This window comes from Chryseobacterium soldanellicola (assembly GCF_900100115.1).
Lineage (GTDB): Bacteria > Bacteroidota > Bacteroidia > Flavobacteriales > Weeksellaceae > Chryseobacterium > Chryseobacterium soldanellicola.
The window spans coordinates 556248-576219 of sequence record NZ_FNKL01000004.1 but is presented as its reverse complement, the minus strand read 5'-3'; the positions used below and the strand labels follow the sequence as shown (position 1 = coordinate 576219).

Annotated in this window: 21 protein-coding genes; all 21 read right to left on the bottom strand. The window is 34.2% G+C overall.

Annotation, left to right across the window (positions count from 1 at the left end; genetic code table 11):
* Positions 1 to 48: 48 nt before the first annotated feature.
* The 21 genes from BLT04_RS16725 to BLT04_RS16625 all read right to left on the bottom strand — a co-directional run bounded on the left by BLT04_RS16725 (position 49) and on the right by BLT04_RS16625 (position 19877).
* Positions 49 to 495, bottom strand: coding sequence for a hypothetical protein (locus tag BLT04_RS16725; protein WP_089756937.1), 447 nt, complete (start codon positions 493 to 495; stop codon positions 49 to 51).
* 8 nt (positions 496 to 503) lie between these two features.
* Positions 504 to 887, bottom strand: coding sequence for a hypothetical protein (locus BLT04_RS16720; protein ID WP_089756936.1), 384 nt, complete (start codon positions 885 to 887; stop codon positions 504 to 506).
* Positions 888 to 1036: 149 nt separating this feature from the next.
* Positions 1037 to 2119: a hypothetical protein gene (locus BLT04_RS16715; RefSeq protein WP_089756935.1), complete on the bottom strand. Its 1083-nt coding sequence runs from the start codon at positions 2117 to 2119 to the stop codon at positions 1037 to 1039.
* A gap of 120 nt (positions 2120 to 2239) precedes the next feature.
* A complete protein-coding gene (locus tag BLT04_RS16710) occupies positions 2240 to 2866 on the bottom strand; it encodes a hypothetical protein (protein ID WP_139166273.1) in 627 nt (208 codons plus the stop codon).
* A gap of 55 nt (positions 2867 to 2921) precedes the next feature.
* Positions 2922 to 3476 (bottom strand): RNA polymerase sigma factor, encoded by a 555-nt coding sequence (locus BLT04_RS16705; RefSeq protein ID WP_089756933.1) that lies wholly within the window; start codon positions 3474 to 3476, stop codon positions 2922 to 2924.
* A 115-nt stretch (positions 3477 to 3591) separates the two neighbouring features.
* Positions 3592 to 5049 (bottom strand): nucleoside permease, encoded by a 1458-nt coding sequence (locus BLT04_RS16700; RefSeq protein ID WP_139166272.1) that lies wholly within the window; start codon positions 5047 to 5049, stop codon positions 3592 to 3594.
* Positions 4997 to 5596 carry a bifunctional nuclease family protein gene (locus tag BLT04_RS16695; protein WP_089756931.1) on the bottom strand — a complete coding sequence of 200 codons (600 nt, stop codon included), beginning with the start codon at positions 5594 to 5596 and terminating at the stop codon, positions 4997 to 4999. The genes BLT04_RS16700 and BLT04_RS16695 overlap by 53 nt, the downstream gene beginning before the upstream one ends.
* Positions 5597 to 5785: 189 nt before the next feature.
* On the bottom strand, positions 5786 to 6733 hold the full coding sequence (locus BLT04_RS16690; RefSeq protein ID WP_089756930.1) for an electron transfer flavoprotein subunit alpha/FixB family protein: 948 nt from the start codon (positions 6731 to 6733) through the stop codon (positions 5786 to 5788).
* 42 nt (positions 6734 to 6775) lie between these two features.
* Entirely contained in the window at positions 6776 to 7522 is a 747-nt protein-coding gene (locus tag BLT04_RS16685; RefSeq protein WP_089756929.1) for an electron transfer flavoprotein subunit beta/FixA family protein, read from the bottom strand.
* Between the two features lie 193 nt (positions 7523 to 7715).
* Positions 7716 to 8423 (bottom strand): SDR family oxidoreductase, encoded by a 708-nt coding sequence (locus tag BLT04_RS16680; protein ID WP_089756928.1) that lies wholly within the window; start codon positions 8421 to 8423, stop codon positions 7716 to 7718.
* Between the two features lie 149 nt (positions 8424 to 8572).
* Positions 8573 to 9352 (bottom strand): T9SS-dependent choice-of-anchor J family protein, encoded by a 780-nt coding sequence (locus BLT04_RS16675; RefSeq protein ID WP_170828499.1) that lies wholly within the window; start codon positions 9350 to 9352, stop codon positions 8573 to 8575.
* A 314-nt stretch (positions 9353 to 9666) separates the two neighbouring features.
* A complete protein-coding gene (locus BLT04_RS16670; protein ID WP_089756926.1) occupies positions 9667 to 11046 on the bottom strand; it encodes a dipeptidase in 1380 nt (459 codons plus the stop codon).
* A 613-nt stretch (positions 11047 to 11659) separates the two neighbouring features.
* Positions 11660 to 11962 (bottom strand): hypothetical protein, encoded by a 303-nt coding sequence (locus BLT04_RS16665; protein WP_089756925.1) that lies wholly within the window; start codon positions 11960 to 11962, stop codon positions 11660 to 11662.
* Positions 11963 to 12098: 136 nt separating this feature from the next.
* Positions 12099 to 13247: a class I SAM-dependent methyltransferase gene (locus BLT04_RS16660; RefSeq protein ID WP_170828506.1), complete on the bottom strand. Its 1149-nt coding sequence runs from the start codon at positions 13245 to 13247 to the stop codon at positions 12099 to 12101.
* A 131-nt stretch (positions 13248 to 13378) separates the two neighbouring features.
* Positions 13379 to 13819 (bottom strand): DinB family protein, encoded by a 441-nt coding sequence (locus tag BLT04_RS16655; RefSeq protein WP_089756923.1) that lies wholly within the window; start codon positions 13817 to 13819, stop codon positions 13379 to 13381.
* On the bottom strand, positions 13819 to 14970 hold the full coding sequence (locus tag BLT04_RS16650; RefSeq protein ID WP_089756922.1) for a methylmalonyl-CoA mutase family protein: 1152 nt from the start codon (positions 14968 to 14970) through the stop codon (positions 13819 to 13821). The genes BLT04_RS16655 and BLT04_RS16650 overlap by 1 nt, the downstream gene beginning before the upstream one ends.
* Positions 14971 to 15087: 117 nt before the next feature.
* The gene (locus tag BLT04_RS16645; protein WP_089756921.1) at positions 15088 to 15444 is read right to left on the bottom strand and encodes an FtsB family cell division protein; all 357 of its coding nucleotides are present in this window, start codon (positions 15442 to 15444) and stop codon (positions 15088 to 15090) included.
* 10 nt (positions 15445 to 15454) lie between these two features.
* Positions 15455 to 16069 (bottom strand): uridine kinase, encoded by a 615-nt coding sequence (gene udk, locus BLT04_RS16640; RefSeq protein ID WP_089756920.1) that lies wholly within the window; start codon positions 16067 to 16069, stop codon positions 15455 to 15457.
* 126 nt (positions 16070 to 16195) lie between these two features.
* Positions 16196 to 18052 carry a T9SS type A sorting domain-containing protein gene (locus BLT04_RS16635; protein ID WP_170828498.1) on the bottom strand — a complete coding sequence of 619 codons (1857 nt, stop codon included), beginning with the start codon at positions 18050 to 18052 and terminating at the stop codon, positions 16196 to 16198.
* 149 nt (positions 18053 to 18201) lie between these two features.
* Positions 18202 to 18507, bottom strand: coding sequence for an ATP-dependent Clp protease adaptor ClpS (locus BLT04_RS16630; RefSeq protein ID WP_089756918.1), 306 nt, complete (start codon positions 18505 to 18507; stop codon positions 18202 to 18204).
* Between the two features lie 11 nt (positions 18508 to 18518).
* Positions 18519 to 19877 carry a hemolysin family protein gene (locus BLT04_RS16625; RefSeq protein ID WP_089756917.1) on the bottom strand — a complete coding sequence of 453 codons (1359 nt, stop codon included), beginning with the start codon at positions 19875 to 19877 and terminating at the stop codon, positions 18519 to 18521.
* Positions 19878 to 19972 lie beyond the last annotated feature (95 nt).

Genomic DNA, 19972 nt, shown 5'->3' with positions numbered 1-19972 from the left:
ATATTTAATTCAGTAAACCTTTCGGCTTTGCTTTATATTTCTATTCTTTTACTTTACTTTTACCAGAATAAAATCATATTTATCTCCTGCAATCTGAGACTGGATTTTAATATAACTGTCTCGTGTTGCAATCACTTTATTGGTAAAAACATCATCAACTTTAATACGGTCATTACCTTTAACATCAATAACAACAGCCTTATAATTACAATCATCAAGGAAAACGAGGCTTGATTTTACATATTCTTTTCCATCATTATAATATTCTGTCTGAACATTATCTTTAATGGTCATATACCAAAGATTTTTCGGATAATTGATCCTAAGAAATGTACCTTCCTTAATATTGGTGCATTTTGTGGGATTATCCGCAGGCTTTTGTTTTACCGCCTCTTTTTTGGGTTCTGTTTTCTTTGTATCTGTTTTTTTCTGAGCGTTTATTTGAGAAATTCCCAAAAACAATGCTACAACGGAAAGTGTTTTAACATAATTCATATCTGTGTCTATTTAATTTTATTTTTAGCAAAAAGCATTATAAAAGCGCCTAAGAATTCTACGATCCAGCCCCATCTCAATTTTACCACTCCCGCAAAAGTTTCCTGCCAGGATTTAAAAGGTAAAAAACTAAAATATTGCAACGACTGAATCTTCACGGCAGCTAATGTAAGAATAAACCATCCTATTAAAAGAACGGCAAAAATACGTACAATTTTCATACGGTTATTGACGATTCCGAAAAGTGCGCAAGCCGAAAGAAACCAGCATACGATCGCTAAATAATGATCTAGTTTCCAATAATTCCAGTTTCCGATCACCGGAACATGAACCAATGGAAGAAAACTACCCACAATGACCAATAATAATCCTAATAACTGAATATTTTTCATATTTCTTAAAGTGACTAAAATACAAAAAAAAACACACTTAAAATGAGTGTGCTTTAAAAACAGAGTATTAGAAATTATCAATTATAAAAAATAAAACATCGCTAACAAATTTATAGATTTCGTAATAAATAATTAATATTACTGTTAATTTAGAAATTAACATTGGCTATTTCAATCCCGATTTGTAACCCATATTTCTTGCTCAGTTTAGCATCATCATTAAATAAAGGAGTAAAATCTTTTTGAATAAAGATATTAAATCCTCCATATCCAATTCCGAATTTACCTCCGAAAACAAAATTATTTACGCCCTGCATTACTCTTTCTCTCTCAACAATTCTCTTAGAATTTTCATTTGAATATTTATTGTACATCACACTTTCCAACCTCACACCACCGTAAATACCTGCAACAATACTAAGCTGGCTTTTCTTGTTATCAAGATATTTTACACCCTCATAATCAATGTATTTTGGATTTAATACAAATTTCAGATCTACAGGCAGAAAAATGTAATTGGTCTTCATATTTGTTTTTCTCAAATTTCCACGGTCGAAATCTTCAACAAAGAGTGTATTATTTTCCTGAGCGAAAACTTTTCCGTATTTCGGAATATATTTATCCGTTCTTACCCCCAAACCTATGCGATAAAAAACAGGACTTGTAAAGCCACCAACCTGATTTTCATATCTTATGGTAAAGCTGGACGAATTAATCACCGTATTTCTCACATCAGAATCTTTATTGAAAAACGTAAAAGGCTGTTCTTTTGAAGTAAGATTTGCGCCTGTCAGACTCACGGAAAGTTCAATAGTTCTCAGGTAATCTTTTGGTGTGTTTTTATCTTTGTTGAGCTTCATTTTCATTCCGCCGAATTCTAATGCAAGTTCGTTTTTACCACCATGCAACGTATCTTTTTTTCCTAAAACTGCATTTTTTACCATAGATTTGGTAGCATCTTCAAGCTCAGATTTTTGCTCATCGACTTTTTCATTAATAATTTGCTCGTATTTTGAAGCGATTTCCGACCTCTGTTTTTGCTTTTCTTCGGCTGAGATTTTATTTTCTTTAAAATTTTTATCGATCTCATTAAGCTCGGTATCCATTTTTGATTTTTCCGAAACTACGATACTGTCAATTTTTTGAGAATACAATTTCATGTGCGGATTTTCCTGTGCAAAAGTGTAAGAAAAAGCCATTACAGCAGTCATTAAGGCGATTTTCGTTTTCATATTTTAGGTTTAATTTTAGACAATATTTTAGCCCTGTTTGTTTTTCAGAACAGTATTTATTATTCAAATATTTAGATGTGAGATGCGAGATACTAGATTTAAAATCTTATTTTTAAGATTCTATTTAGTTTCTAAAGAATCGGAAAAAACGGTTACTCCTAATATTTTAAATGAATTCGGACTTTTTATTTTAATTCTTTCCATATCCAGAATTCCAAAAGTTTTGTGGTGTTCGTGACTTTCTTCGCGGGTTTTATCAAATTCTCTTCCTAAAAGCAGTTCTTCAGCTTTTATATAACTCGTTTTTTCCCTTTCAACGATGACCGGTTTTTCAAGAGTTGAATTGGTTATTTTTTCTTCAATTACTGGATTTTGGCTAAAATAATTAACAATATCCTTTTCCTTTACAGCTATAACCGAATTACTCATTTGTAAAGGTTTTTGAGAAATAATAATTACCTTCTTATCTTGTCTAATTTCATCGGTTTTATTTTCATTTGAAGTAATTATAATATTATTTTCAGTATAATTTAGATCTGAGTTAATAATTTCAGCATTTGACTTTACTTTTACAGACTTTTTTGAATGATTATTTTTTGCAACAATATTGTTTTTTTCTGTTTGATTTGAATTAAAATAAAACAAACCACCTAAAGAAATCAAAAACACTACAATTGCCACATATTTCCACCATTGAAAAGAGGTTTTAGAACTTAAATCCGGCATTTTTCCCTCTTTTAATTCCATTGATTCAATTTTGCTCCAAAGATCTGCAGAAGGCTCTATTTCGAGTTTTTCGTAATCAGATTTTAACTGTCTCAGTATTTCTTTTTTCATTTTTTTTTCCTTTTAAATAATCTGCAAGCCATTTTTTTGCTTTGCTAAACTGACTTTTACTTGTGCCTTCTGAAATATTGAGAATCTCAGCAATTTCCTGATGCTTTTTATCTTCAAAAACATACAGGTTAAAGATCAATCTGTAGCCAACCGGCATTTGAGAAAAAATTTCTTCAATATTGATTTCTCCCAGATTTTCTTCCAAATCATCATCTGAATAATCGTCAGCAATTTCTATGTCGACGTAGAGAATATTTTTGTTTTTCCTGACAAAGCTTATAGAATCATTGACAATAATTTTTCTCAGCCAAAACGGGAAACTTTTCCATTCTCTGCATTCATCAAGTTTTGTAAAACATTTCATAAAGGCATTCAGGAGAATATCTTCCGCGTCATGAAGATTATTGGTGTAAGAATTTGCGATGGCAAGCATTTTAGCCGAAAACATTTCGTAGAGAGCCTTCTGAGCCCTACGATCCTGTTTTTTAGCCAAAATAAAATTCTTTTCTAAACTCTCCATGTATCAGTTTCTATGTATAAGACGAAAGAAATTATAAAAGGTTGCCTGAAAAATAAAAAAATTGCACTTTTTCTTCAAAAGTGCAATTTAATATTTTAATAATCAAGAAAATGAATTAATGTTTTACAGCAGAAACATCTTCAGGATTGTGTTTATGTCTGAATAAAACTGCGAAAAGAATCGCAAGAACTAATGCATACGCTGCAAAAGCCAACCAGATATTTGTCCAGTCTCTTAGCATTACCGCAGATGATAAAGTCCCGTCTGCATTTACAGCAGAATTGAATGTTTTTTTAAGAATTTCAAGGAAAGTAGGATTATTTGGTGTGGTATCAAGATAAGTTGATAATTCATCCGCATTTACGAATTTATGGGTAAAAAATTTATCAATTGCCCAACCTGCAATATTACTTCCGAAATAAGCTCCAAAACCATTGGTCATCATCATAAATAATCCCTGTGCAGAAGAACGGATCTTTTTGTCTGTAGTCGTTTCTACAAAAAGCGAGCCCGAAATATTGAAAAAATCGAATGCCATTCCGTAAACGATACAAGACAGAATAATTAATGATACTCCATATCCTTCCGGAGTTCCGTACGCAAAGAATGCGAATCGCAACACCCATGCAAACATTGAAATCAGCATTACTTTTTTAATTCCGTATCTCTTTAAAAAGAAAGGAATCGCCAAAATAAACAGCGTCTCAGAAACCTGGGAAATTGACATTACAATTGTTGATCTCTGAACTACAAAAGAATCTGCATATTTGGGAAAATGAGAAAATTCACTCAAAAATACATCTCCATAAGCATTTGTAAGCTGTAATGCAGCTCCTAAAAGCATAGAAAACCCAAAGAATAAAGCCATTTTGTAATTTCCAAACAGCTTGAATGCATTCAAACCTAATTGTTCAAATATAGAGGCGCTTTTATCAATTAGCTTCTGAGGCGGGCATTTCGGTAACGTTAATGCATAAATTCCTAAAATAATTGCTGCGATTCCGCCAATATAGAACTGCCCTTCCGTAGATTTATTTCCGGTAAGATTCGTCACCCACATTGCCACAATAAAACCAATTGTACCCCAAACACGAATCGGAGGAAAATCTTTAACAACGTCTAAATTACTATTCTTTAAAACAGTATATGAAATAGAATTTGCCAGTGCAATTGTCGGCATATAAAAGCACATCGCAACAAGCATTACCAAGTAAAAAGAGCTGGGATTCTCGGTATGTGGCAACACAAAAAGCGTTATTCCGTAAAGAATTTGTAGTGCGGAAAAAATCCGTTCTGCATTCACCCATCGGTCGGCAATAATCCCGGTGATGGTCGGCATAAAAATGGAAGCGATCCCCATTGTTCCGAAAACAGCCCCAAACTGCGTCCCGTCCCAGTGTTTTGTACCGAACCAAAAATTAGCCATCGTAATCAGCCAGGCTCCCCAAACAAAAAACTGGAGAAAACTGAGGATGGTAAGTCGTAGTTTTAAATTCATAGTTAGTGTGAAATATCTCGATTTAGTCGATTTTCTTTTTTCTTCTTTTGATCTCTTCCTGAATCTCCAGAGCAGTATCGTAATCTTCTTCTTTCACAGCTTCTTCCAATAATTTCGTAAGCTCTTCCATAGAAACAGACTTTAAATTATCTTCTGCCTGAGTGGTTTCAGAAAACGGCTGCTCTTCTTTGGAAACATCTTCAAGCTCAAGAAGAATTCCTGCTTCATTTAAGACCTGCTGAGTTGTAAAAATAGGCGCATCAAATCTTACTGCCATCGCAACAGCATCAGAAGTTCTGGCATCCAGAATCAATTCTTCGTCGTTATTTTTATTTTTGAAATTTATATTTGAGAAGAAAACGCCGTCTACGATCTGATAAATGATCACAGAAATCAATTCGTAATTGGCAGAAACTATAAATTTTGTGAATAAATCGTGAGTAAGGGGTCGCGGCGGATGAATGTCTTTCTCCAGGCCAAGAGAAATGGATTGTGCCTCGAAATTTCCTATAACAACAGGTAATTTTATATGTGTTTCTTCATGTTCCAATAACAATGCGTACGCCCCTGATTGTGTCTGGCTGTACGATATTCCGCGAATAATTAGCTGTTTATAATCCATAACTACAAATATAAATTAATTTTTTATTGTAGGATTTACTTTTTAGACAAAAATAAAAGCCCGGAAGCCGAGCTTTTATCTATATGTTGATGTTTGTCAAAGGGCAATAGTGAATTTTGCTTCGCAAGTGAATTAATTTAATTAAAAAATTGACAAGCGTAGCGAATTGACTATTCACAATTCACTTTCTTATCCTTTGATTGCTTTAATTTTCTCTGTTAATGCAGGAATAATCTGGAAAGCATCTCCTACAACACCGTAATCAGCTGATTTGAAGAATGGTGCTTCAGGATCGCTATTGATTACTACAATAGTTTTAGAAGAGTTAACCCCAGCCAAATGCTGAATTGCACCTGAAATACCAACTGCAATATAAAGATTTGGAGAAATTGCTTTACCGGTTTGTCCAACGTGTTCTGTGTGAGGTCTCCAACCGATATCGGAAACAGGCTTAGAACAAGCTGTAGCAGCACCTAAAACATTTGCCAGGTCTTCGATCATTCCCCAGTTTTCAGGGCCTTTTAATCCTCTACCTGCAGAAACTACAACTTCAGCTTCTTTTAAGTCTAATTTTCCTGAGCTTTGCTCGTGAGAAATTACTTTTGTATCTTCATTGGCAACAGATAGGTTTTTCACTTCTTCTGAACCGGATACTGCATTTTCTTTAACACCGAACGCATTTTGAGAAACCGTAATAATTACCCCTGCTGCCTCAGATTTTGCGTGCATGAAACCTTTTCCTGAGAAAGATTTTCTTTTCACCTGAAACGGAGAAAGACTTTCCGGAACTTCCAAAGCATTGGTAATTAATGAATGCCCGTTCATCACTGCCAACATTGGCGCAATTGAAGATGCATCTGTAGTATGAGGGAAAACGATGATATTTCCGTTTGCCACTTCGCTTACAGCCTGAGCAAAAGCTTTAGCTGAGAAGCTTTTAAGACCTTCGTCTTTGATATTGATCACATTTGATGCTCCATATTTGTATAACAAATCTGAAGAATCGGTAGGGTTTACAGAGATCGCAGTAACTGTTTCACCAGCCTTATCTGCAATCGCTTTAGCATAAGCCACTGCTTCGAAAGCCGCTTTTTTGTAAACTCCGTTTATATTTTCTGCGTATACGAATACTGCCATTTTACAATTAATTTAAAGATTAAAAATTTAATGATTAAAAGATTAGATTACTTTAGCTTCTTCGTGAAGTAATCTTACCAATTCATCCAAATTATCAGGAGAGACTAATTTTACAGCTGCTCTTGGCGGCACACTGTCATAAAATACACCCTGAACTTTTACTTCTGAAGAAGTAGGCTCTACCACTTGCAAAGGCTTTGTTCTTGCAGACATAATCCCTCTCATGTTTGGAATGATCAAATCTTTTTCATCTACCAGTCCTTTTTGTCCAGCGATTACAGCAGGTAATTTTACAGAAATAGTTTCTTTACCGCCTTCGATTTCTCTTACAGCAGTTGCTTCACTTCCGTTAACGTCTAATCCTACAGAAGCATTCACAAAAGGCTGATTTAACAGCTGAGCCACCATTCCGGGAACAGAACCACCGTTATAATCGATAGATTCTTTACCACAAAGAATCAAGTCATATCCGCCGTTTTGAGCTACAGAAGCGATTTCTTTTGCTGTCGAGAAGCTGTCTTTAGGGTCAAGGTTTACTCTTACTGCATCGTTTGCACCGATTGCCAACGCTTTTCTGATCACGGGTTCTGTACTTGCATCACCTACATTGATTACTGTTACGGTAGCGCCCTGAGACTCTTGTAATTTGATCGCTTTTGTTAAAGCAAACTCGTCTAAAGGATTGATTACAAACTGAATTCCGTTTTTGTCGAATGCAGTTTTATCTGCTGTGAAGTTAATTTTGGAAGTAGTATCCGGAACACTACTTATACAAACTAATATTTTCATATGTTGTTCTTATTATTTAATGGTCATATGTAACCTTACGGTTTCATGTGTACTATTTTATTGTTTCTCTTTTGTATAAAAATCGGGAATTTTATACAAAGATTTTGTTGTGATTAATTTCTGCTAATATAAATAAAAAATATATTATGCATGCATAGCACTTATTAATTTACTATTCAATGCATTAAAGTCCTTAGTTTGCTGGTTTTGTTGCCCTAAATTCGATCTTACTTGGTAAAACTCTTGGATTCATTTTTAAAATATCCAGAACCAAATTCCCCATATCTTCCGGCTGAATCTTCCATTCGTCTTTTTCAGAAGGAATATTCCCGTTGAAATTTGTAGCTACCGAGCCCGGCATAATTACCGTAGATTTGATGTTATACTTTCTTAAATCGATCATCGCAGCCTGCGTAAAACCTACAACTCCGAATTTGGAAGCGTTGTAGCCTGTTCCGTTTTCAAAGAAATTGGTGCCGGCAAGACTTGAAACCGTGATGTAATAGCCTTCTGTCTTTTTTAATTCTTCAACAGAAGCTTTTAAAGTATAAAAAACTCCCGTTAAATTGGTATCGATCATGTCGTTCCATTCTTCTGCTGATAATTCATCAACCGGTTTAAAAACTCCTAAACCTGCATTGGCAATAACAAAATCGAGTCTTCCGAATTTTTCTACAACGTATTTTACAGCTTCCTGTTCGCTTTCAAGGCTTCTTACATCAGAAACGATTCCCAATACATTTTTTGAATATTGCTGAAGCTCGTTCTCCGCTTTTTCAACGTCATCTCTTTTTCTTCCCGAAAAAGCAACTGAAACTCCATTTTCGAGTAAAATTTTTGCAATCCCGAAACCTATTCCCTTTGTTCCGCCTGTGATATATGCTACTTTATTCTCTATCATAAATTCTGGATTTAAGTTCTTAAAAATAACAAAAACGCCCCAAACGGAGCGCTTTATTTATACTAAGATTTATCATTAAATTATTTCTTTCTAATTTAATGGATCATTCAAATAGAATCTGCAATAGTTTTTTTTTAATTTTCGGATATTTATTTTTTAATAAACTTTGTTGTATTTATACCTTTGCTGGTTTCTACTTTCATGATATAATTTCCTGGCTGAAGGCTTTTTACATCAATTTTATCAATATTTAATGGAGCTATCATTTTTCTTCCTGCGGCATCATAGACTTCCACATTCGTCAATTTTGAATTTGATTTTATGGTAATATAATCTGTTGCAGGATTAGGATAGATACCGACTTGCGGATTATTATCAGCTTCAGACGTGCCTAATACCGTTTGGGTAACTTTTACATTATCCAATATTAACACTCTGATCCCCGAATCAAAAAATCTAAAATAAATACGTACATTTTGCCCCGCATAAGAAGACAAATTGATCGTCTTATTAAGAGCAGTATCTCCTGCACTTAGTGATTCTTCCAAAACCGGCACTGCAGCTGCTGAATACGGTGTTGCAACAGGCAATATATATACAGCGTAATGATTGTTAAATGGAACAGCTCCATTTCCTGTGTAAGAACCAATTTGATAGGTAAGATTTAAAGTGCCGACAGGTAAATTAATAGATGGACTGCCAAGTAAATCATTAGGCGTATCCTCAACACATAACGCAACTTTACCTGAAAATCCCATAGGATCTGTAATGCCAGGTTCATCATCAGCCACCCAGGAATTTCCGTCCCCATCCAAATCCGTAGCTGTCCAACCAACAGGTACGCCAGCAGTAGTAGAAGTTTCAAATGTTTCATTAAAAACAATTGATTGAGCTTTAGTTTGTGAAATAACACTTACCAATGCTCCCAAGAATAAAATTTTTTTCATCATAATATTAATTTTAATTAAAAGCTTACCTATTTATAAATATAATATATAAGAACAAAAACTACATTGATAAATAACAAACATTAAAATCAATTAATCAGTAATTATATATTTAGCAAAACTATTTAATCAAGAAAAAAAAACAAACTTATAAGTCATAAAAAAGTGAATATCATTAAAAAACAGTAAAAAAGATAATTATTGTTTAAAAATTTTCTTTGTTTTAAAGATTTTATAAAAAGAAAAACGCCCCAATACGGAGCGTTTTAAACTTATATAGGATAAATTACAGTGTTTTATTTTGAATAGTTTTCAAAAAATAACGGAATACTTTCAATTCCTTTATAGAAATTAAATAATCCGTAATGCTCATTTGGAGAGTGAATTGCATCAGAATCAAGACCAAAGCCCATTAATACAGATTTGGCTCCTAAAACCTGCTCAAACATTGCTGTAATAGGAATACTTCCTCCTCCTCTGTATGGAAGAACTTCTTTTCCGAATGAAGTTTCCATAGCCTGTTTTGCTGCTCTAAATTCTTTTGTATCGGTTGGCAAAACGTAAGGCATTCCTCCGTGATGTGGTGTAACTTTAACCTTTACGTTATCCGGAGCTATTTTATGGAAATATTTCGTGAATTTTTCTGTAATCTCTTCCGGAGTCTGATAAGGAACCAAACGCATAGAAATTTTAGCCGAAGCCTTTGAAGGAATCACTGTTTTTGCTCCTTCTCCTGTGTAGCCGCCCCAAATCCCGTTGCAGTCTAAAGTAGGACGAATAGATGTTCTTTCTAATGTTGTGTAGCCTTTTTCTCCTTCAACTCCGCTCAATCCGATTGATTTTTTGAATTCTTCAGGGTTGTCCTTTAATTTATTCATATCTGCTCTGTCACCATCAGAAACGTCTTCTACATTGTCATAGAAACCGTCAATTGTGATCTGCCCGTCTTCATCGATTAACTTTGCAATCATTCTTGAAAGCACATGAATCGGATTTGGAACAGCACCACCGTAAAGCCCTGAGTGCAAATCTCTGTTTGGGCCTTCAACTTCCACTTCAACATAACTCAACCCTCTTAAACCTGTTGTAACAGTTGGTTGCTCGTTGCTGTAGATATGCGTGTCAGAAATTAAAATACAGTCACAAGATAATTTTTCTTTGTTTTCATTAACAAAATCTCCAAGGCTCACAGATCCCACTTCTTCCTCGCCTTCCAGAATAAATTTAACATTACAAGGAAGGGAATTTGTCTTCATCATTGCTTCAAAAGCCTTTAAATGCATGAAAAACTGTCCTTTATCATCTGCAGAACCTCTTGCAAAGATCGCTCCGTCAGGATGAAGCTCTGTTTTCTCGATATAAGGCTCAAAAGGAGGTCTTGTCCATAATTCTAAAGGATCGGCTGGCTGCACGTCGTAGTGGCCGTAAACTAAAACCGTCGGCAAGTTTTTATCTAAGATTTTCTCTCCAAAAACGATAGGATATCCCTTTGTCTGGCAAACTTCCACATGGTCGGCACCGGCATTTTTAAGATGTTCTGCAACAACTTCCGCACACTTCAACACGTCATTTTTATACGCAGGATCAGCAGAAATAGAAGGGATTCTCAATAACTCAAATAATTCATCAACAAAACGCTGCTTGTTTTCGTTAATGTAATTTAATGTCTCTTGCATTGTAAATTTTGTTTCGCTAAAAGTAAAAAAAATGGTGTGCAGGAACAAACAAAAAGTATATAATTTTCCTCAGGTTTGTGATTATGCGGATTTTAAGCCTGATTATTTATGCAATTACATCTTACAATCAAATGCTTATAAGTTAAAAATGTATTATTAAATAATTTATTAGAGATATTAAAAAAACATCAAGTAAAACCACTCTTTTTATCATCCTGAAACCTTTAGGTTCGACATAGTCAAAGGATTAGACATAGTAGTTGAGAAGAGTTTAGACTATTGAGAACAAGTTGTAGGTCTGTGAACGTAGTTCAGAAGTGACGAAGCAATCTCTTTCTTTAACACTAATGACACAGATTTTTACATAAATAAAGATCTATAATACTATGTCTAGATCCTTCAGGATGACAAAAATGTTGAATTGATTGTAATAGATTGAAGAAACGACAAATACCTTAGCCCCGATTGCAGCATTTGTCTGAGCTCATTTTGGAAGTTTCGGCGGCGGCTTTGCCGCCGCCGAAACTTCCAAAATAGCGAGTGCGGAAAGCGGGATAAAGCTCCAAAAAAATATCCCGCATTTCTGCAGGACATTTATATTGTATACTAATAATTAGTGTTCGGCTTTTGGAGTCTGAGACCCTTCCGGTATAGGAGTAGCTTCAGTATGCGCTTTATCTTCCTGTTTCTGCTTTACAGCACCAGCAGTATCCGTTTTTGCAGGAGTTTCATGTCCATCGTGCGCATCACCTCTGTATTCAGAAAGATTGTCCTGTTCGCCGCTTGTCTGCTCGTCATCAGAATATCTTTCTACTCCTTCTTCAAGTTTCAGGGTATTTTTATTTCCTCCGGCTTGTATTTTTTTACAGCTTACAGCTACAGTTGCAACAGCTAAACATATAATTAATTTTTTCATATGTAAAATTTATTTTTTTAAGGTCAGATGAATCGCGTTATTTTAGCCGGTTATAATGATTTTAACAGCAGGCGATTTCATGCTTATTTTTTTAATTGCCCAAAATTAAGAAATCCTGCATTTTTCGGCAACATTTTTATACTGATTTTAAAATTATTTTACCTTTTTTGGATTGTGTAAAAATAAGATAGTGTTTTCCGCCGTCTTTCAGTCCGTATTTCTTTTTGATTTCTTCCGGTTTTAAGGGATAGTTTTTTGAAATGATATTAAACTGTTCTTTCTTTTTAATCTGCTTAGCATCAATCACTTCCATTTCAAAAACTCTTCCCGGAAAGTTATCAGTTTTCTCGTTTGAAGTGTAAAAATGTGTATTCGGGTGAAGCTTTTTTAACCTAAATTTTTCTGAAATTAAATTAAAAGCTCCCGCCTTCAAAATCGTATTATTGGGAATATAAATGAACTTTTCGGGTTCAGAAAACTCTGAAACAGCATTTTCTTCTTCATTAAACTGATATTCAAAGTCAGATTCACCACTTTCAAGATTGACACATTTGCAGATAATTTTCTCTGATTTTTTATTGGATAAGAAAATGACGACTTCTTTTACGTCGTTTTTAACGGCAATAATTTCAATCCTGAAAATATTCGTCACAACGGAAACCAAATATTTAAGATCAATTAAAGGAGACAGTTTTATTATCACTTCATTAGAAATTGACAATAATTTTTCCTGAATTTCAAGAATATTTGGCGATAAATCTTCCAAAAGGAAAACTTTATTTTTATTGTTGTCTCTTCTTGCAGGATCAAGGTAAATAACATCAAAAATTTCCTGATTTTGATTAAGAAATTCTTCTAATTTCTGATTGAAAAAGGTTGCTTTTTTTCCTAAAACAGTCCAGTTGTGGTCAACAATTTCTAAGAGTTCTGAATTTTGCTCGACAAGGGTAATTTCATCAAAATTCTTAGACAAATAATAAGCATCAATCCCGAAACCGCTCGTCAGATCGATAAACTTTTTTCCTTTTATAATTCCTGATTTATAAAGAGCCGTTTTTTCAGAAGAAGATTGCTCCAAATTAAGCTGTGGTGGAAAAATTATTCCTTCTTTCAACAAAAACGGAAATTTTTTCTGCGCAACCTGCTTTCCTTTGATCTGTTGTACAATTTCCTGCATGGAAACTTCTGAAAATGGGGACTTTTTTAACAATAAAGAATGCAAGTCTGTGTTTAGATTTGCATTGATGAAGTTTTGGATTTCTTTGTTTAAAATTGTTTTGTTCACCACAGATTCGTAAGATTCTTTGATAGAGATGTTTCGACTCCGCTCAGCATGACAACGCTACAAAATGACGTTTAGTATTAGAGATGTCATGCTGAGCTTGTCGAAGCATCTTTATTAAATTATATTAAAATTTATCTTTTATAAAAAATATAGTCTGTCAATAAAGGATCAATTCCGCTTTGCTTGAGCAAGGAATTGATCTGCCCTCTGTGATAGGTCGAGTGATTGATCGCCTGAAAAAGCATTTCAAAAATAGTATTTTCAAACTTCGTTCCTCTCGAATTTTGGTATTCAATTTTCTGATCTAAATCTGAATTTTCTACAATCTGAATACTTTTCTTAAAGTTCTGATGATTAATTTCTTTTAAATTCTCAAAAGGATTGATCTGCCAGACTTCAAAAGATTTTTCACCTAAAATCCTTGAATTCCAGATTTGTTGGGCATTTAGTGTATGATTGATTAAACTGATGGTTTTCTCGTCAATTTTTGAGCTGTTTTCTGAAATAATTTTAATCATTTCGTGATTGAAATGATGTGTATATTCAAATAAATCGATCAGTTTTTCTTTCATTATTCAAACATCTCTGCCCAACGAACGGCTTTTATTTCGTTTGCGTTATACATTTCCTCAACAGATTTTTTAACTTCTAATTTTGGATATAAATTAACGCCGATGAGCTTTATTTTTCCTTCTTCAACCCATTTTTGCTCTTCTACAGCCTGATCGTAGATCTTTTTCTGGATAACTCTTTGTTGCAAAAGCTTAAGATATCCTCCCGCTTCTTCAATCTCAACGAATAAAGCCCAGGATTTTTCAGCAATTTGCTGGGTAATATCTTCTACATAATAGCTTCCGTTTGAGGCATCTTCAAAGACATTGATGATACTTTCGTAAGCCAAAACAATCTGTTGTTTAAACGAAATTTCCTCAGAGTTTTCTGTACTTCCATTAATCAGATAATTGGTGCTGTACACCGCATCTGCCCCGCCGATCATTGCCGAAGCAAGCTCTAAAGTCGAACGGATCAGGTTATTTTCACTGTCTGAAACCGCTTTATTTCTTAATGAAGTTTCTGCAAAAATGTACGGAATTTCATCTAAGTTATATTCTTTTGAAAGTTGATTAAAAACGATTTTAAAAGCTCTCAATTTTGCCATTTCAAAGAAATAATTTCCTCCTACAGCAATCCTGAAAAGCAGTTTATTTAAAATTTCTGTTCCATAAACTTCCAGCAATTCTTTTGTTTTTGCCAAAGCAATTCCCAATTGCTGATAAATCGCGGCTCCGGCATTCTGATGAAGAGAAATATCAACGCAAATGTTTCTTTTAAAATCCTTGGCCAGTAATTCTTTCACCAATTGATCTTTTATCACCCCTTTATTTTCGTCAAACACATCAATTAATGAAAAATATTGATCTTCATCTTTCGGGCTGATATGCTCCGCCAAATCTTTATTATTAATAAAAATAGCTTTCTGCTCAAGATTTTCCACATTTTTATTTAATAGAAAAGCAAAAACATCCTCTTCCAGGCTTTCATGATAATTGGCAACCAAATGTGTATTTTCTTCCACTTTCGGTAAATTGACCAACGGCTTATGAACTGAATCATAGAAAGGTTTTACAACAATTCCTTCCAAATTTTCTTTTTTAAGAATCGTGTAAATATCTTCTATTTTAAGCTGTTTTTTTACTAGATTTTCCCAGGCTGTATTTGACATTGATTATGGATTATTTGTAAATTTTATGATGTGAATAGTGAATAGTCAATTCGCAAACTTGTCAATTTAGAAATTCACTTGCAAAGCAAAATTCACAATTGATAATTGACTTTTTAACTATTTTTTAGCAACTTTTGTGCTGTCTACCACCAAAATAAAAATCTCTTCATTTGGCTTTTTCATAAAATAATTTTCTCTTGCGTATTTTTCTTTTTCGGATTTATTGTTCATCAGTTTTTTGTAGAATGCATCATTCTTTTCGTATTCTGATTTATAATAAACCAACTGGTCTTCGTATTTGCTGATTTCCCCGTTAAGCTCGTTGATCACAAGAAACGAAGTTTTATCAAAGAAAATCATCCATACCAGAAACAAGCAGATCGTAAGTACATATTTATTAAAGACATAATGCTTAATAAATTTGATTGTCTCTGATGTCGGTTGAATGTCTTTTATTAATTTTTTCTCAGCCATTTTTAATTTTTTAGTGCTTTTTCAATGAATTTTTAATCACAGTAGTCAGAAAATCTATAGCTACCGAGTTTTGTTTCATATTGGGAATAATTAAATCTGCCTCGTTTTTAGAAGGCTCGATAAATTCCTGATGCATTGGCTTCAATGTGGTCTGATAACGGTGAAGAACTTCATTTAAATCTCTTCCTCTTTCCTGTGTATCTCTTCTGATCCTTCTGATTAATCTCTCGTCAGAATCAGCGTGAACGAATACTTTCAGATCAAATTCTTTCAGTAATTCTTTATTAGTCAACACCAGAATACCTTCTACTACCAATACATTTTTAGGTTCTACAGTCACATGATCTCCTGTTCTGGAATGGGTTACAAAACTGTAAATCGGCTGCTCGATCACCTCGTGATTTTTTAAAGCTTTTACATGTTTTAACATCAATTCAAAATCTATAGACTTTGGATGATCATAATTCAGGGCTTCTCTTTCCGTAAGCGTCAGATTATGATTATCGTGGTAATAATTATCCTGAGAAAGGATGTTCATTCCCTCAATATCAAGCTGTTGCAATATCTTGTCAACAACTGTAGTTTTGCCGGATCCTGTACCTCCTGCAATTCCTATTACAAGCATTCTTTGAGTTTCTTTAGTTGGTACAAATATACTATTTTAGATGAATGCAGTAAAATAATCGGTCTGATTTTAATACCAATAAAAAATCCGATGCATAAACACCGGATTTATATAAGATTTAACTTTTTATTTCTTTATAAATTTCGTTGAGATCTCCATTCCTTTTATGGTTAAAATGTAGTCTCCGGTTGGAAGATTTGAAACATTGATTGTATTTTTATTACCGTTAATTGTTGTTTCCAATGCTTTTCGGCCTTCCATATTATAGATTTCCACTTTCTGTTCCTTGTTGATTTTCAATGAAACATGAAGCACATCAAAAACAGGATTAGGATAAATCGATATAATCTCTTTTCTGGAAGTTTCTTCTGTGCCTAACAGACAAGTGTAAGCCGGTAAAACGTATCCTGTATTTGTAAATTCTTCCGTAATCGTATTTATGTCCGTACATGTAAAACCAAACTGCCCCAACATATCAATAGCAGCCTGTCTTACGGCGATTGCAGCATCTTGTTGATTGGTAGCTGAATCTGTCATAGAAAGACCTTCTAAGAAAGCACGGTCGGTTTTTTCTTTCCCGATTTTGTCATAGATTCTCATCAAAGCAGATGCCCAGATTTGTCCGTCTGTATGTATTGCACCGGTAAGACCTGTTGGATAAGAGGCCGTATAATTTGTAATTCTTCCCGCCCAAAACGGATTATGACCATCCCAGTTAAACATCCACTGACGTGCCGGAGCAGATGAATTCCATTGATTTAAGCTTCTGCTGTAAGATTGTGCCCAATAATCTCCGGAACCTTCCCCTAAGCCTTCTGTCTGAGAAGCGTTATCTCCTGTTAACCAATCATGTACACCATGTCCCAGCTCATGAATGATAACATCTGCATCTTCTGCATCATCTACCCCGCCTTCTCCAAACGCTAAGGTCTGATTTGAAGGACTATAATGAGAGTTGTCGGCCCCACTTAAACCGTGTGGATCAAATCTTAAAACTCCATTATATAATGATGGTTTACAAACAATTCCCAATGTTAAATTGATATAACGAAGATTGTTATCCAAATGCCAGTAAGCGTTTGCGGCCTCAAAACCCTGATCATTCCTGTTAAATAAAAACTGATTCGTCGCCTGCGTAAAAAGTCCTGTATTTGGAGCTTCCAGATTTTGTAGCTCTACGTAAGTTCCTTTTAATTTATAAACACCTGCCGCCAATTCCAGCTCTGGAATGGTCACCAAAGTTCTGGCAGCATCCAGACTTGTATTAGTAGCGTCACTTCCATCCACGTATTGTCCGGCATAAGCAACCTGCATTTTAGAAAGCGGATCCGGCTCGTATATATAAGCAGAACCTGTTACCAAAGTATTTTTCTTTGCTTCAGCTTCTTTATCAGAGCTTTTATTTGGTTTTGCAGGATCATTTTTATCGTGATGATAAATTGAAATATCTTTTACGCTAATAACTTCTCCGGTATGTGCGTCAACAATTGTTTCCCAACTTCCGGGATTGTCGTGAGAATTGATCAACACTCTATAAATTAATTTTGTATCTCCGGAATCTGTAAGATATACGAATAATTTTGTTTGCTCGAAAACAATATCTCCTTTGGAATGAGAAGCTGCATGAGCTTTTCTAAGCGCATCAGCAGCAGAAACTGAAGGAGTTGTATTAATATCTTTCACTCCTTTTTTATAACTATCTGTAGAAGTGTGCGTTATTTTTCCCTGTTTGTTAAAATGAATGACAATTTCCGATTGAAAAACAGGAATATCCTTAATCATTTGCTGAAAACGCAATGTTTCGCCGGAGTTTCCTTTTCTGACGTAATTTAATTTATGCTGACTAAAATTCTGAATACCTAAGCTTCTTGAATTTTCTGTGATCCATTTTTTAGCAGGAGCTTCTAAATTTGATTCCTGGGCATTAAGACCTGCAAAAGACAAAGCACAACCCAGGATTAAAGAATTAATTTTTAACTTCATAAATGTATTTTTAATTATGTGCGCTAAATTAATAAACATTATTAAAAAAACAAATTTCTTTTTAATTTATTAGATAAAATTAATTAAAAAAGAATAAAAATTTATGAAATTAAAAATAAAAAAGCCCCAACATTAGTCAGAGCTTTAAATTATACTATTTCACTTGTTAATTCCCTTGAAATAAGTTTTTCATGCATAGGTTTCAAAACTTCCATTGAACCAGTTTTTACGGTGCACTTGCCTTTAAAATGTACTAAAATCGTGCACTGCTCGGCCTGTTCTAATGTGTGTTTACAAATTTCGACTAATGAATCGATCACATAATCAAAAGTGTGAATATCATCATTATGTAAAATCAATTTGTAAACATCATCTGTTTCCTCCAAAACCAGCACTTCTTCTTCGTACTGACGTTTCGGATCTTCATAATCCTTAATATTGTTATAAAAAACCATCCCTAATTTTTTTAAACTTCGCCTATTCTGTCGGCTAAATCATTGATAACACTTGGTCCTTCGTAAACCAATTCCACAAGCTCAACGCTCTTATTATTCATTTTCAAAATTTTGAAATGATAATTTTCAAGGTCAAATTCCTGATTTTCTTCCGGTATATCCGCTAATTCATGAAGAATAAATCCTGCCAATGAATTGTATTCGCTTTCTTCCGAAAGTGGTAATCTTTTAGGCAAAAACTCATTAATCTCATCCAAAGGCTGTGTCGCCTGCACCCAATAGGTATGTTCTCCTATCTTGTCAACGATTTTTTCTTCATCATCTTCTTCATCCTGTATTTCACCAACCAGTTCTTCTAAAATATCTTCAAGAGTAATGATACCTTCCGTACCGCCAAATTCGTCAATTACAATTGCCAAATGCTGTTTTTTCTGCTGAAAAGTCTTCAATAAATCTGAAATTTTCTTACTTCCAACCACAAAAAACGCATCACGCATCAGTTCTTTTAAATCTTCGTGATTAATTTCGCCTTTTCTTCTGACAAATTCACGGATAATTTCTTTTGTATATAAAATACCGATCACATTATCAATCGAATCAACATAAACCGGAATACGCGAGTAACCACTATCCATGATTTTATTGATAATTTCGTTGATATCTTCCTCAAAATCAATCGATGTGATGTTCTGACGAGGCACCATGATCTGTTTTGCAGAATGATCTGTAAAATCAAATGCATTTTTGATGATCTCGTAATTTTCTTCTTCAATTTCTCCGCTGTCCGCACTTTGTTTTACCAAAAGCTGAAGCTCTTCTGTCGAGTGAATCTCCTGTTCGGAAGCGGGATGAATCTTAACCAGTCTTAAAAAAGTATTCGACATTAAATTCATCAACCAGATAAATGGTTTGAAGATCGTATAAAAAACTCTCAACGGAACTGCTGTTGCCATTGTCGTCGCTTCTGATTTTCTGATCGCTATTGATTTTGGAATAAGCTCACCAAATACAATATGCATCACTGTGATTAGCACAAAGCTTGTCACAACTGAAATTGTGGTAATAGTTGTCTGAGCCAATTCAACATTCAAGGAATGAAAAATACTTTCAACAACATGGTGCAAAGCGCTTTCCCCAACCCAACCAAGGGCAAGAGATGCCAATGTAATACCCAGCTGTGTCGCGGAAAGATACTCATCAAGATGCTTGATGATGTGCTCTGCCTGTTTCGCCATAGAGTTACCTTCGGCTGCTTTTAACTGGATTTGTGAGTAACGAACTTTAACAATTGAAAATTCTGCGGCTACGAAAAAGCCATTTAATAATACAAGAAATACAGCTAGCAAAAGCCTGACTATGTCCGAGTCCATTTAGAAATTATATAAAATTTATTATTACAAAGATATACAAAATAAAAATAACAAAAAAAGCACCGAGAATATCGATGCTTTAATATTATGTTAAA

Excerpts from the sequence above, each read along its gene's own strand:
- BLT04_RS16695 (WP_089756931.1), bottom strand. The coding sequence starts at position 5,596 with ATGGATTATAAACAGCTAATTATTCGCGGAATATCGTACAGCCAGACA.
- BLT04_RS16685 (WP_089756929.1), bottom strand. The coding sequence starts at position 7,522 with ATGAAAATATTAGTTTGTATAAGTAGTGTTCCGGATACTACTTCCAAA.
- BLT04_RS16665 (WP_089756925.1), bottom strand. The coding sequence starts at position 11,962 with ATGAAAAAATTAATTATATGTTTAGCTGTTGCAACTGTAGCTGTAAGC.
- BLT04_RS16650 (WP_089756922.1), bottom strand. The coding sequence starts at position 14,970 with ATGTCAAATACAGCCTGGGAAAATCTAGTAAAAAAACAGCTTAAAATA.
- BLT04_RS16710 (WP_139166273.1), bottom strand. The coding sequence starts at position 2,866 with ATGGAATTAAAAGAGGGAAAAATGCCGGATTTAAGTTCTAAAACCTCT.
- BLT04_RS16680 (WP_089756928.1), bottom strand. The coding sequence starts at position 8,423 with ATGATAGAGAATAAAGTAGCATATATCACAGGCGGAACAAAGGGAATA.
- BLT04_RS16705 (WP_089756933.1), bottom strand. The coding sequence starts at position 3,476 with ATGGAGAGTTTAGAAAAGAATTTTATTTTGGCTAAAAAACAGGATCGT.
- BLT04_RS16725 (WP_089756937.1), bottom strand. The coding sequence starts at position 495 with ATGAATTATGTTAAAACACTTTCCGTTGTAGCATTGTTTTTGGGAATT.
- BLT04_RS16625 (WP_089756917.1), bottom strand. The coding sequence starts at position 19,877 with ATGGACTCGGACATAGTCAGGCTTTTGCTAGCTGTATTTCTTGTATTA.
- BLT04_RS16690 (WP_089756930.1), bottom strand. The coding sequence starts at position 6,733 with ATGGCAGTATTCGTATACGCAGAAAATATAAACGGAGTTTACAAAAAA.
- BLT04_RS16715 (WP_089756935.1), bottom strand. The coding sequence starts at position 2,119 with ATGAAAACGAAAATCGCCTTAATGACTGCTGTAATGGCTTTTTCTTAC.
- BLT04_RS16635 (WP_170828498.1), bottom strand. The coding sequence starts at position 18,052 with ATGAAGTTAAAAATTAATTCTTTAATCCTGGGTTGTGCTTTGTCTTTT.
- BLT04_RS16630 (WP_089756918.1), bottom strand. The coding sequence starts at position 18,507 with ATGGTTTTTTATAACAATATTAAGGATTATGAAGATCCGAAACGTCAG.
- BLT04_RS16720 (WP_089756936.1), bottom strand. The coding sequence starts at position 887 with ATGAAAAATATTCAGTTATTAGGATTATTATTGGTCATTGTGGGTAGT.
- udk (WP_089756920.1), bottom strand. The coding sequence starts at position 16,069 with ATGCTTGTAATAGGAATTGCAGGAGGTACAGGATCCGGCAAAACTACA.
- BLT04_RS16670 (WP_089756926.1), bottom strand. The coding sequence starts at position 11,046 with ATGCAAGAGACATTAAATTACATTAACGAAAACAAGCAGCGTTTTGTT.
- BLT04_RS16655 (WP_089756923.1), bottom strand. The coding sequence starts at position 13,819 with ATGAAAGAAAAACTGATCGATTTATTTGAATATACACATCATTTCAAT.
- BLT04_RS16645 (WP_089756921.1), bottom strand. The coding sequence starts at position 15,444 with ATGGCTGAGAAAAAATTAATAAAAGACATTCAACCGACATCAGAGACA.